Consider the following 13,136-nt stretch of genomic DNA (forward strand, 5'->3'; position numbering starts at 1 on the left):
CGAAGGAGCGATGCGAACACTGACATGGGACCAAGGACGGGAAATGGCCCGCCACCAGCGCCTCACCCAAGATACCGGCGTGGAGGTGTTCTTCGCTCACCCCCATAGCCCCTGGGAGCGAGGAACAAACGAAAATACCAACCGACTTATCCGCCGCTACCTTCCCAAAGGAACCCCCATCACCAGCCACCAGCCCTACCTCGACGCCATCGCCTACGAACTGAACAACTGCCCCAGAGCCACCCTCGGCTACCGCACCCCCACAGAAGCATTCAACCAACTCATTGCTACCACCCATTGACACCACCGTGGCTGCGTCTGATGCTGCCGCTTGGATGTGTCGGGAGGGAATGCCCGCGGTTGGGCTTGTTGTGGGAGGTGGTGCACCCGATCCGTAGGCATTAAACCCCTTCTGATCGGGTGTAGCGCGACGGATCGGGTGTAGCGCCTCTTGTTCGGAGCCGGGCGGGTATTTCGAGGTTGTGTGGCTGCGTCTGATGCTGCCGCTTGGGTGTGTCGGGAGAAAATGCTCGCGGTTGTGCTTGTTGTTGGAGGCGGTGCACCCGATCCGTAGGCATTACACCCCTTCTGATCGGGTGTAGCGCCACGGATCGGGTGTAGCGCCACATAACAAGTGCAGCGCGTAACGAGTCCAGTGCTCACCGTACCCGTGTGCGCGAGCCGGAGCTACGTGCGTCAACGGCGTAGCAGGGCTTCGCCGTAGGAAAAACAAACAGGGGAGGGGGCCAAGCCTTGCGGCTCGGACCCCTCCTCATGTCGTATCAGCGCGGTAATATCTCCGCGTGAGCGCTACGACGATCGGCGTGTACATCAGCTGTGCAGCGTGCCCAATGACGGATCGGCTATGCGTCAACCCTGAGTGTCAGCAGCAAGCAACGCGGCGCGATACTGCCTCACTCTGCGTTCTTGCGGCGGCGGATGCGCTTGCGGGTGCGGGGCGCGCGCTCAGAACCGGCACCAGCAGAACCGGAGCCAGCAGAACCCGCAGCACCACCATCAGCCGAACCCGAACGCTGCGAATGCTCGCCGCGGCCGCGGCCACGCGTGCCGCGGTCGGAGCGACCGCCCTTGCCGGCGTTCAGCGTGCGATCACCGTCCTGGGAGCCGCGACGCGACCCGCGCGAACGCGACGCGTCCGAGGAAGAAGGCGAAGCACCACGCGACGAACGCCCACGGCCGCCACGCGAGCCACCACGCGAACCGCCACGCGCCCCGGAACGGCCGCCACGGCCTCGTCCCTCGGAGCGGGGAGCGGAGCCGCCCAGGTCTTCGAGGACCTCGGCGTCCAGGCCCGCGCGCGTGCGCTTGGCGCGCGGCAGGCGACCGGTCGTGCCCTCCGGAATGTCCAGGTCGGTGAACAGGTGGGGGGAGGTGTGGTAGGTCTCGAGCGGATCCGGCACGCCCAGGCCCAGGGCCTTGGAGATGAGCGACCAGCGCGGTGTATCGTCCCAGTCGACGAAGGTGACGGCTGTGCCGGAATGCCCCGCGCGGCCCGTGCGGCCGATGCGGTGGATGTAGATCTTCTCGTCTTCGGGGCACTGGTAGTTGATGACGTGCGTGACGTCGTCGACGTCGATGCCTCGCGCGGCGACGTCGGTGGCGACCAGGACGTCGACCTTGCCGTTACGGAAGGCGCGTAGCGCCTGCTCGCGGGCACCCTGGCCCAGGTCGCCGTGCAGCGCGCCGACCGCGAAGCCGCGGGCGGTCAGGTCCTCGCCCAGGCGGGCGGCGGTGCGCTTGGTGCGGCAGAAGATGACGGTGCGTCCGCGGCCTTCGGCCTGGAGGATGCGGGAGATGACCTCGACCTTGTTCATGGCGTGAACGCGGTAGATGACCTGCTTGACCGTGTTGACGGTCTGGTTCTGGTCGTCGGGGTCCTGCGCGCGGATGTGGGTCGGATGGACCATGAAGCGGCGTGCGAGGGCCACGACGGGACCGGGCATGGTCGCGGAGAACAGCATGGTGTGGCGGTTCTCGGGGACGCGGCTCAGCAGGGTCTCGACGTCGGGCAGGAAGCCCAGGTCGAGCATTTCGTCGGCCTCGTCGAGGACGACGGTTTCGACGCCGGACAGGTGCAGGTGGCCCTTGCGCAGCAGGTCGATGAGGCGGCCGGGCGTGCCCACGACGATGTCGGCACCGCGCTGGAGGGCTTCGATCTGGGGTTCGAAGGCGACGCCGCCGTAGATTTCGACGATGCGGGTCGACAGGTACTTGGCGGCCTCGCGCAGGTCCTGGGCGACCTGCTTGGTGAGTTCTCGGGTCGGCAGGATGATGAGCGCCTGCGGCTGGTTGGGGTTGAGCAGGTCCTCGTAGCCCTCTTCGTCTGGCGCGATGACGTCCTCGAGGACGGGGATGCCGAAGCCGAGGGTCTTGCCGGTGCCGGTCTTGGCCTGGCCGATAATGTCGTGGCGGTCCAGCGCGGGGCCCAGGGTCAGGGCCTGGATCGGGAAGGGGTGCGTGATGCCCTTGTCTTCGAGGGCGTCAACAATTGGGTCGGTGACGCCGAAATCTGCGAAGGACTTCTTGTCGAGGTTGTCGCCGCCCTTGTCAGTAATGTCAGGGGTGGCCTCTTCGACCTCGGGTGCTGCGGGCTGGATGTTGCCGAGGCGGACGACGCCTGCGGAGTATTCGACGGACGAGGCCTGGGCGGGGGCCTGCGCGGAGGGCGCGGCCTGCGTGGTGGTGTCGTTGTCGGGGGTGGGTTCGAGGGCCTCGGTGTTTGTGGTGGTCACGATCTGCCTTGTCTCCCGGGCTTTTCCGGGGTTGGGGTCGGTGCCGATCGCGCAATGTCTAGCGCGGGGATTCTCGTCCGCGCGAACGTGTGATGTGCAAAAAGAATGCGACCGGGCGTCCGGTGGTCGCTTTTCAGTGTAATCGTGTGAAGCGGGCGAGCGGGGGAGGTGCTGGTCACAGAGGGAGTGAGAACGTGTGGATTGTGTGGACAGTGGGAGCCAGGGCGCTTGTCAGGCACTATGCTGGACTCATGGCTCATGAATATGTTTCTGTCCCGGCCGACGACACTGATGTCCTTGGTATTCTCGCGTATTCTTCGCTCGCGTTTATGACGCGCCTGGCGAAGGACGGAGAGCAGGCCCCCACGTTTGAGGCACACGTGGAGCACGCGCGCATGGCTGCGCAGTGTTTCGCGCTGTATCAGCAGCTGGAGGTGTGGTGCGAGCACCGTGACTTTGACTTGATGGAAGCCGCTAGTGCGTTTACGAGCGCGTATGACGATTTGGATGCGCGCACCCGTCCGACGACGTTCGCGGAGCGCTCGGTGAAGACCTTCATTACGCGCGGCATGCTCGGTGACATGCTGATTCGTGTTGCCCGCGTCCATGGCCTGTTTGAGGGCATCGAGGACGTGTGGCCCTTCGAGCAGGGGCATTGGGTGCGCGCGCACCTGGGACCGCAGATTGAGGCGGACCCGCAGCTGGCGGACCGCCTGTCTCTGTGGGGTCGACGCGTGGCGGGTGAGGCCCTCGGCCTCGTGCGAGCCACGCTGTTCACCTATCCGCAGCTGGCGATGACGCCGGACAATGTCGATGAGATCACGGAGTACGTGATCAAGCGTCACGGTGAACGTATGAAGGACATTCACCTGAAGGCCTGAGGCTACAGGGGATAGACGAGGCCGGGGAGCGCGAGCGGTTCAGTTCCGCAGTTCGTTCCCCGGCCTCGTTCGTCTGTGCGGGTCAGTGGATCGCGAAGCCGACGCGACGCTCGGTCTTGCTGGCGATCTGCACGTAGCCGAGGGCGTTGGCGGGAACGAGGGTGCGCTGGCCCTTGGTGTCGGTGAGGTCGAGGACGCCGTTGGGGGTGGTCAGGGCCTCGTGAACTTTGGCCATGAGCTCGCCTTCGGTCATGTCGACGTCGAGACCGAGCTGGCGCGTGTTATCGCGAATGCCGATGAAGATCTCCATGTTGACTCCTTGCTGGAAAATGTCGTCACGCCCATCATATGTGCCGCAGATGTGGGTGGGGTCTGCCAGTATTGCGTCATGAGCGAAATCAAGGTCAGGTTGCGGCGTCGCCCGGAGGGTTGGTGGCGTCTTCCTGCGCTGAATGAGGCGCAACGCGCGGTTGTCGAGGGAGCGCAGCACTCGGATGTGATTGCCCGCGGGGCACCGTCGTCGGGGCGCAGTACGTGTGCGCTCGCGGTGTTCGAGCAGGCGGTCGCCCGGGGCCATTCCGCGTTGATTCTCGCTCCTGATCGCACGCGCGCTGACGTATTGACGCCGCGCGCGCAGGCGCTCGGCCCGTCGGTGGTACGTCCGGTGCGCACGCCCGCGTCGTTTGCGTATCAGGTGGTGGCGACGTGGCGCACTCAGCGCGAGGTTCCTCTGGAGGGCGTGGAGCTGGTGACGGGCGCGGCTCAGGATCAGCTGCTGGCAGAGCTGTTGCAGACTGTGGAAGCACCCTGGCCCGAGGATATTGGCGAGCAAATGCGCGCGATGCCGGCGTTTCGCGCGGAGCTGCGTAACCTGGTGGCGCGCGTGGGCGAGGCCGGAATGGACTCGGAGAAGCTGACGCAGGCCGGAGCACGTTTCGGGCATCCCGAGTGGGAGGGGGCGGGTGCGATTGTTGCCGCCCTGGAGGAGGGACCCGAGCGGTCCCCGGAGTATCCGCAGACGCTGCGCGTGGACCTGTCGCGCATCCAGTCCCTGGCTGCGGACCTGATTGGCGCGTGGGAGGGGGACTCTCAGGTGCGTGGCGTGCAGGCTCCGTGCCCGGTGCCGGATGTTGTCATCGTGGATGACCTGCAGGATTGCACGCCCTCAACGCTGACGCTCCTGACTGCGTGCCGGGGCGCGGGTGCCCGCATCGTCGCGTTCTCGGATTCGGACGTGGCCGTGGCTGGGTATCGTGGGGGAGAGCCGCACCTGGACCGCAGGCTCGCTAGCGCCCTCGGCGTCGAGATCGCTGAGTTGGGTCAGGTGTATGACACGTCCCGCGTCGTGCGTGACTTGGCTCGACAGGCCTGCTCGCGTATCGCGCAGTCGGGGTCGCCCGCGCGACGCGACGCGGACGTCGCCCAGGATGCGCCCACGGGTGCTCTGGTGACGCACCTGGGTGCCACGCCCTCGCAGATGGGCGCACTCATCGCCCGCGCCCTGCGTGCCCGGCACCTGCATGACGGCATCGATTTTGCGGACCAGGTCGTCATTGTGCGCAGCTCCTCCATGGTTGCTGAAACCAGGCGCTACTTGGCGCGCGGCGGCGTTCCCCTGGCCGGTGGCGGGCGTGCTTTCGACTTCGCGTCGCAGTCCACGACGCGCCTTCTCTTGGACCTCGTGACTATTCCGACGGGGGAGAGTGACACGGACGTGGCCGTTCGGCGGGAGCTGGCCGAGCGCCTCTTGCCGTCGGCTCTGGTCGGGGCGGACGCCCTGGCGGTCCATCGGCTGCTGCGTCGCCTGAATGCTGCGCGCGCCTTGGCCGCCGAGGAGGTGGGCGACGAGGTGGCGGTTATCCCGCTGACGGTAGCCGACCTCGTTGATGATCCCGACACGTGGCGACCCACGCTCGAGAAGGGGGCCGAGGCCCCGGGGCGGCGCGGGTGGAACGACCGAGCCCTGGCGCGTGTGCTGACGAAGGCAGCGCGCATGTGGGAGTTGGCCCGCCAGCGCGACACGCGCCCGCAGGAACGCTTGTGGGAATTGTGGGAGGCGTGCGGCGTCGCCGAGGACTGGCGCTCGCGGGCCATCCGATCGGACGAGGCCTCGGCGTGGTTTGACGATCAGCTGGACGCGGTCGTGGCTCTCCTGCGTGTCGCGGACGTGTGGGAGCAGCGCAACCCAGCTGGTTCCGCGCGTGATTTCGCCTCGGAGCTGCTTTCCGGATCGGTTCCTATCGACACGATTTCACGCGTGGGCGTGCGCCCCGGCGGTGTCGAGGTCCTCACACCCGCGCAGGCGATGGGCCGCCACTGGCAGGTCGTGGTTCTCGCGGGCCTGCAGGATGGGGCATGGCCGAACATGCGGCTGCGTGACCGGATTCTGCGCGCTGACCTGCTCGCGGACGCGGGCGCGGGCCGCACGGTCATCGGCGACGACGGGCGTGAGGAACTCATCGACTCTACGCGGGCCGCGCGCCGAGCCGTGCTGGACGACGAGTACCGCCTGTTCGTGGCTGCTGTGACGCGCTCGCGGTGCTACCTGCACGCGGGGGCTGTGCGCTCGGAGGATGCCGCGCCCTCCGTGTTCTTCGACCTGGTGGCGCGCCTGGCGGGTACGCCTCGAGAGAACGACGTGGTGCCGCTCGATGCTGTGGAGGCGCCCTTGTCCCTGCCTGGGCACATCGCGGATCTGCGTGCGCGTGCGGCTTCCTCCGATGACACGGTGGACGCCCAGCTTGCGGCGACGCTCCTGGCTCTCATGGCCCGTGAGGGCATCACGTCGGCGCAGCCGGAGCGCTGGCTGGGCGCGGGTGGCACACCCACGACCAACGAGGAATGCCAAGGTGACGTGAAACTCTCTCCGTCCCAGTTCGAGCGGGCGTTGGCCTGCCCTCTGCGTTGGTTCCTTACGACTATCGGCGCTGACGGGCCGTCGAATGCGGCGGCCAGTTTGGGAACCCTCGTTCACGCGCTGGCGGAGGAGAACCCGCACGGGACGCCGGAGGAACTGACCGAGGCGCTTGAGGCGCGTATCGAGGAGCTGGGCTACAACCTGGACACGTGGGCCGGACGACACGCGGATCGTCGTGCGCACGCCATCGTCGACAATCTGGCTTCCTACCTGGTGGGCGTGCCCGGCCGGGTTGAGGTCGAGCAGATGGTGGAGGCCCAGGTCGAGGGCGTGACGATTCGTGGCCGCATGGATCGCCTCGAGCACGTCGACGAGGGAGTGCGCGTCACGGACTTGAAGACGGGCAAGAGCGGACACAGCGCGAAGACCGTCCCGGACAATCCTCAGCTGGCGGCCTACCAGATGGCACTCCTCGCCTCGGGGGCGCAGGTGGCCGGGGCGCGCATCGCGCTGCTCGGTGGGGACAAACCGAAGACTTTCGATCAGAAGCCCCTGGAGGGGAAGACGTTGGAGGAGTGGCGGGGCAAGGTACGCGAGGTTGCTGCCATTGCGCGCGGCCCTTACTTCGAGGCGACCCCCTCGGAGGATGCATGCCGGTACTGTTCCTTTGACCGGCTGTGCCCGGCGCGTGAGCGCGGCCGCAAGGTGGTGGAGTGACGTGGGAAAGGACAACGCCATGAAGCTAAGCGCGATGCAGATCCAGGCAATCGTCGACGCGACGAAGACGCCGACGCCGGAGCAGGTACGCGTCGTCGAGGCCCCACGCCGCCCCCTCTTGGTCGTCGCGGGTGCCGGGTCGGGTAAGACCGAGACCATGTCGATGAGGGTGCTCTGGCTGTTGGCCAATTACCCGGACCTGACCCCGGCCTCGATCCTGGGCTTGACTTTTACCCGCAAGGCCGCGGGGGAGCTGGGCGACCGCCTGCGCGAGCGTATCCGCCTGCTGTCGCGTGAGATGCCGCAGATGCGCGAGCGTCTTGACGAAGACCCGGTGGCCCTGACATATAACTCCTTCGCGGAGCGCATCGTGTCCGAGCACGGGATGAGGATCGGCATCGACCCCGATTTCGCTATGCTTTCCGAGGCCGGTGCGCTCGACCTGATGACGCAGATCGTCGAGGCGTGGCCCACCGACTTGGACGAGACCCTGAGCCCCACCGGCGTGGTGGGTAAGATCCTGCACCTCGCCGGTGAGATCGCTGAGCACGGCTACACGGTCGAGACTGCGCGCGAGGCCCTGGAGGAGTTCGGCCGGGAGCTTGAGCAGGTGGGCCGGGGAAACGAAGCGGCTCGCAATGTCATTGATGCGAACCGCCGCCGTCTCGCGTTCCTCGGTCCCATCGAGGCCTATCAGCAGCGCAAGCGCGACATGGGTGTTCTCGATTTTTCGGACCAGCTGGTCCTGGCAACGCGCATCGTGCGCGAGGCACCCTCCGTGCGCGCCGCGCTGCGCGACGAGTTCCGCGCGGTCCTCCTCGACGAGTTCCAGGACACGTCCGTCATCCAGATGGAGCTGCTCTCCACGCTGTTCGGCGACCACGCTGTTACTGCGGTGGGCGACCCGAATCAGGCGATTTACGGGTGGAGGGGGGCCTCGGCCTCGTCCCTGGAGACGTTCCTGGAGCGCTTCCAGACGGGGGTCGCCGAGGAGGACCAGACCCTCACCTTGTCCACCGCGTGGCGCAACGACGTGTCGATTTTGGACGCGGCGAATCGCGTGGCAGCGCCGCTGCGGGAGGTAGCTTCCTATCAGCAGGGTAAGGATGCACTCAAGGCGCAGTCGCCTGTTCTGGTGCCTCGTCCGGGCGCGGGGCAGGGCAGGGTTGAGATCGCCTATACGCAGGCCTACGACCAGGCCCTGGCGGCGATGGTCGACTTCGTGCAGCGGGTGCGCTCGCAGCCGGTCAAGGACGGCAAGCGGCGAACGGTCGCAGTCCTCAGCAGGCGTCGCAAGGACTTCCCGCTGATTGATGCCGCCCTGCGGGAGGCCGGTATCCCCACGGAGATTGTGGGGCTGGGTGGCCTGCTGGATCAGCCCGCTGTGCAGGACGTGCGTGCGGCCCTGGAGTTGGCGTACGACGTGGCGGCCTCCCCGTGGCTGGCGCGCCTCCTGGCGGGCATCGACCTGGGGGCCGCCGACCTGATGGCGCTGGGGGACTGGGCGCGCTTCCTGGCGCGTGCGGAGGGGCTGAATCCTCATCAGGCCGTGCTTCTCGATGCTGTGGATCGTCCGCCGACGCCCGGGTGGGCCGACGAAGGCCGTCCTGCGATCAGCGAGGAGGCGGTGCGCCGCGTGCGCCTGCTGGGCGAGCGCCTGCAGCAGGTCCGTGAGGGCGTGGGGCGCTCAATCACGGAGCAGGTCGAGCGCGCGATCCTCATCATGGGGACCCTGGATGACGTCATCGCGGATCCTCTATCGATGGGTGGGCGTGCCGCACTGGACGAGTTCATCGCCGTGACCGCGGCCTACGAGAAGGAGACGCCCGGCGCGTCCCTCGGGTCTTTCCTGGCCTATCTGGATATGGCGGATAAGCGCGAGGACGGACTCGATGCGCCGCTGGGTGAGCCGGATCCCAAGGCCGTGCAGATCCTGACGATTCACGGCTCGAAGGGCCTGGAGTGGGACGGCGTCGTCGTCTTTGGTATGAGTGACGGCGTGTTCCCGTCGCATCGGAGCAAGACGCGGTCGTGGCGGGATGAGCCGCCCAAGTCGACGGCTTGGGTGACGGATAACGGCGCGTTTCCTCACCCGTGGCGCGGGGATAAGGCCGATCTGCCTCCCTTCGAGTTCGATGTCGAGGGCGAGAAGAAGCCGTCGACCGCGTTTAAGAAGTGGTTGGAGGGCGAGTACGGTGCCTCCCTCGGCGAGCATGCGGAGCGTGAGGAGCGTCGCCTTGCGTACGTGGCGATGACGCGTGCGCGCAGCGCGCAGTTGCTCGTGGGTTCGTGGACCTCGCAGATGGACAAGAAGGTCAGGCATCCGTCGCGCTACCTCATGGAGGCCTGTGCCGAGTTGGTGGGTCAGACGGAGACGGTCTCGGAGGATGTTGTTGAGCGGTTGGGCCAGGGGGCCGCGTGGTCCTCAGGTTCTTGGCGCGACGTGGGGGTGGAGTCGGCCGACGGTTCAGCCGTGTGCGTGCTTGCTCCGGCGCCGTCGAAGGAGGAGCAGGCGAGCCTCGGTGGGGCGCAGACATCGGAGGCTTTCCCACCGGCACCCGGCCCGTCGCGTCAGCGTGTCGCGGCGGCGGCAGCTTCTGTGCGCGCTCAGATGCGGGAGCTCGCGCAGGATCGGGATGTGTTCGAGGCCTTGGCCGAGCTGGGTGATGACCCCGCGGTGAGGGACACGGTTGCCCTCATTGAGGAGGATCGACTGGGGCGTCAGGTGCCGGTCGTGGACCTGTGGGCCGAGCGCGTGCCGGCGACGTCGGTGTCAGCGATGCTGCAGGACGCGGATGAGTTTGCGCGCGATATGCGCCGACCGATGCCGGTTAAACCCAGCTCGTTTTCCGCCCTGGGCACGGTTTTTCATGCGTGGGCCGAGCGCGAGCTGCACGTCGCGGGAGCCGATCCTGCGTCCGAGGCCGTGGATCCTTCTGCGGTCGCGTCCGGCGAGGACGTCGCGTTGGCTGGCGGTGACGACGGTGCAGACGAGGCCCTGCTGACGATGAAGGAACGCGAGCTGCTCGAGAGGCTGCGCGAGAACTTCCGCGCGTTCGTCGCGGGGGAACTGGCGGATTACCAGGCCGTCGCCATCGAAGAGGCCTTCTCTGTGGAGGTGGGTGGCGTGTCCGTGCAGGGCCGCATCGACGCCGTCTTCGAACGCGTGAGCGGGGAGGGACAGCGCTTCCTGGTAGTCGACTGGAAGAGTGGTCAGCCGGTTACGCGTCAGACGAAACCGGAGAAGCTGGCCTATTTTGCGACGCAGCTACGCCTGTACCGGCGTGCATGGGCTGCCCGCATGGGCGTCGATCCCTCAGAGGTCGGCGCGATGGTCGCGTTCCTGGCGGGGCCGTCGCACTACACGCTGGAATCGCTTGAGCGGATGCTTGGCGGCGGTGTGCAGCCGCTGGACGAGGCCGTGAAGGGGGCACTGAGCTGACGCTGGCGCAGCGCCATGTCCGCGTGGAGGCAAAACTCCTGTCGTTGGGGCAACGCGCTACAGGGATGTACGCCGGTCCTTCTCGATCACGGATGCCCAGTGAGAGTCGCCCGCCTCAGCGTCGCTCGATGTTTTCGAGATAGCGTCGGACATCTGGTCGCACCACTCGTGCATGGTATCGCGGCGTCTTTTGGCGTCTGATTCGAGCTTGCTATAGCCGGAGGAAACAACCAGAAATCCCCAGTTGATACTGCCCGATGGGAGAGTGATCTCGTCAACTTCACCTCGCAGGGTGTCGTGCCTGTCCTTGCGTCGAGTCATCTCTGCGGGGTCGCAGGCAAATGATGTTGTCATGGCTGGCGTGCCTCCTCGTCATCGGGGCGGAAATAGAGGTCGTTGTCGGCGGCGTATTGGCGTGCGGTGTCCATGAGCTGGGGATCTTGCTCGAAGCACACCACGGGCGTTGGCCAGCGCTTGCCGTGGGCAGGAGGTTCCATGTCGATGAGCGTAAAGGTCCCGACCTTCTCGAGGGTTGCGCTCTCACCGAGCTTCAGCGTCTCATTCAGGTTGGATGGAGCATTATCACCGTTGAGCCAATAGACGCGAATATCTGCTTGGGGGGTACCGTTCATGACAGTTGCTTTAGCCCCGTTGACAACGAGAAACGGAACGCCATCAATGACAGGTGTCCAAATTGCAGAGGGAAGATCAATTATTGTTCCGCCGCATTGTTCCATTTTCTGTTCTTCTTCTCTAAGGGTGCATGCGCCGATCAGGCCTATAGTGAGGATTGTCGTGGCGATTAATGTTATGGCGCGTTTGAGGATGTTTTTCACCAGAGGGATCCGATCGCGACGTCTCCGTAGTACTTCTCGAAATCGTCCCAGGAGATCGTGAACTCTCCGTCGGGCGTTGGGGCGTCGCAATGAGGAATCGAATTGAAAACGTCGCTTTTCGCGGACTGGAGGCCTTCGTTGAAATTGTAGAGACGTCTTATCCCTCGTAGGCACGCCTCATCGTAGTTGTCGCGGGCTTGTCCAGCCCATGTCGAGATTGAGGACTTAATTGAAGAGAGGTCGTTCTCAGCAGCATTTGCATTCGTTGCCGCGTCGCTAAGCCCATCTCTCACGCCTGCGATCGCGTCAGCGTTCCCAGGTGGGTCTGACACGTAGTTCGAGAACCAGCCCATGTGCGTCTCCCTTGTCTCACCATCATGCCGACTCTAACCATTGTGAAGTGTTTCGTCAATGTTGGTGGGCGGTGTCATTGGGTGTCAGCAATTTTGTGTGGCGGTGTGGCTGTTTGGAGGTTGGTTGTGGGGTGTCGTCGGATGCTTGGAGTCGAGGATCGCGCGGTGATCATGGCGGGGTTGGAGGCGGGTTTGTCCCAGGGGCGCGCTCCCCGCGGATCAGCGGACGCTTGCGCGCGGAGGCGTGTGGCACACTGCCCCAGAGCCACCCTCGGCTACCGCACCCCAACAGAAGCATTCAACGAACTCATTACTACCATCCATTGACACCACCGGATGTTACGAGCAGTATCCGCGTTCTGTGAGGACGAATTATCAAATTCCTTGTTATTGCGCGAAAAGATTGGCCTCGAAGGAGTAGCGCGATGCTCGGTAGATGTGGTCGCCGTACTCCACGATGCGTCCGGAGGGATCGTATGTCGTGCGCTGCGTCGTAAGCAGGGCAGCACCGCGATGCTCGGACAGAAGCTTGGCCTCCTTGGTGGTCGCGCTGCGCGCCCCGATGACCTGTCGGGCTGAGGTGAGGGTGACGCCTCGCTCGCGCATGAGGTCGTAGAGGGAGCCAGACTCGAGTTCCTGCATCGTGGGGGCAATGTCCGCTGGAATGAGGTTTGTGAGTACAGCGATCGGTTCGTTGTTCGTAAAGCGCGTGCGTTCGATGTGAACGATCAGCGTTCCTGCCTCGATCTTCAGCGCCTCGGCCTCGGCCTCCGTGGCGGGGTGCGCCTCGTAGCGCTGGATCGTCGTCTGGACCTTGTGGCCGGCCTCAACCAGGTCCTTCATGAGGGAGGTGAGTTCCATGGGGCGGTGAACTTGGCTCGGGGAGACGATCGTGCCGACGCCGCGGCGTCGTGTCAGTAGGCCGCGGTCGACGAGACGCTGCAGGGCCTGGCGCGCGGTTGGGCGTGAGACGCGCAAGCGAGCAGCCATCGATAGCTCGTCTTCGAGTCGAGTGTCTGCGGGCAACGCTCCGGTGTTGATGAGTTCAGCGATGGGTTCGGAGATCTGAAAGTACAACGGAACGGGAGAAGAGCGATCCAGCGTAATGTCCGGGATGTAAGGCGTGCTAGTGGCAGCCTTGGATGCGTTGGGCATAGGTGACCTTCAGTATGGCAGGACTTTGGCCTCGTGAGATAAATACAGTTACATGGTATCAGGATCCATAGGGAGGTGGAGTAGCGGCGCGTCGAGCTGTATTGTATGGACAAAGTGAGGTGATTGTGTGTCGATAAGGCAT

Annotated in this window: 10 protein-coding genes; 4 read left to right on the forward strand and 6 right to left on the reverse strand. The window is 65.3% G+C overall.

The genetic code is table 11. The features are described 5' to 3' along the window. The coding region (locus O3932_RS07380) for an IS30 family transposase (RefSeq protein WP_371537397.1) at positions 1-301 on the forward strand (301 nt) is incomplete at its 5' end. A 613-nt stretch (positions 302-914) separates the two neighbouring features. Here O3932_RS07380 and O3932_RS07385 read toward each other — a convergent pair. After that, positions 915-2,753: a DEAD/DEAH box helicase gene (locus O3932_RS07385; protein ID WP_371537400.1), complete on the reverse strand. Its 1,839-nt coding sequence runs from the start codon at positions 2,751-2,753 to the stop codon at positions 915-917. A 251-nt stretch (positions 2,754-3,004) separates the two neighbouring features. Here O3932_RS07385 and O3932_RS07390 point away from each other — a divergent pair, with 251 nt between their 5' ends. Then, positions 3,005-3,634 (forward strand): ferritin-like fold-containing protein, encoded by a 630-nt coding sequence (locus O3932_RS07390; protein ID WP_009647260.1) that lies wholly within the window; start codon positions 3,005-3,007, stop codon positions 3,632-3,634. Positions 3,635-3,716: 82 nt separating this feature from the next. Here the strand turns inward: O3932_RS07390 and O3932_RS07395 are convergent, their stop codons facing one another. Next, entirely contained in the window at positions 3,717-3,944 is a 228-nt protein-coding gene (locus O3932_RS07395) for a DUF3107 domain-containing protein (protein WP_009647269.1), read from the reverse strand. 78 nt (positions 3,945-4,022) lie between these two features. On the opposite strand from O3932_RS07395, the gene O3932_RS07400 reads away from it, so the two are divergent. Further along, positions 4,023-7,208, forward strand: coding sequence for a PD-(D/E)XK nuclease family protein (locus tag O3932_RS07400; protein ID WP_371537403.1), 3,186 nt, complete (start codon positions 4,023-4,025; stop codon positions 7,206-7,208). A 19-nt stretch (positions 7,209-7,227) separates the two neighbouring features. Then, complete coding sequence (locus tag O3932_RS07405; protein ID WP_371537473.1) at positions 7,228-10,650, forward strand: UvrD-helicase domain-containing protein; 3,423 nt, start codon at positions 7,228-7,230, stop codon at positions 10,648-10,650. 57 nt (positions 10,651-10,707) lie between these two features. Here the strand turns inward: O3932_RS07405 and O3932_RS07410 are convergent, their stop codons facing one another. From O3932_RS07410 to O3932_RS07425, 4 genes are all read right to left on the reverse strand, one after another. After that, a complete protein-coding gene (locus O3932_RS07410; RefSeq protein WP_314570126.1) occupies positions 10,708-11,004 on the reverse strand; it encodes a hypothetical protein in 297 nt (98 codons plus the stop codon). Next, positions 11,001-11,486, reverse strand: a complete 486-nt coding sequence (locus tag O3932_RS07415; protein WP_371537406.1) for a hypothetical protein — start codon at positions 11,484-11,486, stop codon at positions 11,001-11,003. Before O3932_RS07415 ends, O3932_RS07410 begins: the two co-directional genes overlap by 4 nt. Next, a complete protein-coding gene (locus tag O3932_RS07420; protein ID WP_314570131.1) occupies positions 11,483-11,839 on the reverse strand; it encodes a hypothetical protein in 357 nt (118 codons plus the stop codon). The genes O3932_RS07415 and O3932_RS07420 overlap by 4 nt, the downstream gene beginning before the upstream one ends. Positions 11,840-12,226: 387 nt before the next feature. After that, the gene (locus O3932_RS07425; RefSeq protein ID WP_296503697.1) at positions 12,227-12,994 is read right to left on the reverse strand and encodes a GntR family transcriptional regulator; all 768 of its coding nucleotides are present in this window, start codon (positions 12,992-12,994) and stop codon (positions 12,227-12,229) included. Positions 12,995-13,136: the final 142 nt, after the last annotated feature.

The sequence above is a fragment of the Pauljensenia sp. 20925_1_25 genome (genome assembly GCF_041433955.1).
GTDB lineage: Bacteria > Actinomycetota > Actinomycetes > Actinomycetales > Actinomycetaceae > Pauljensenia.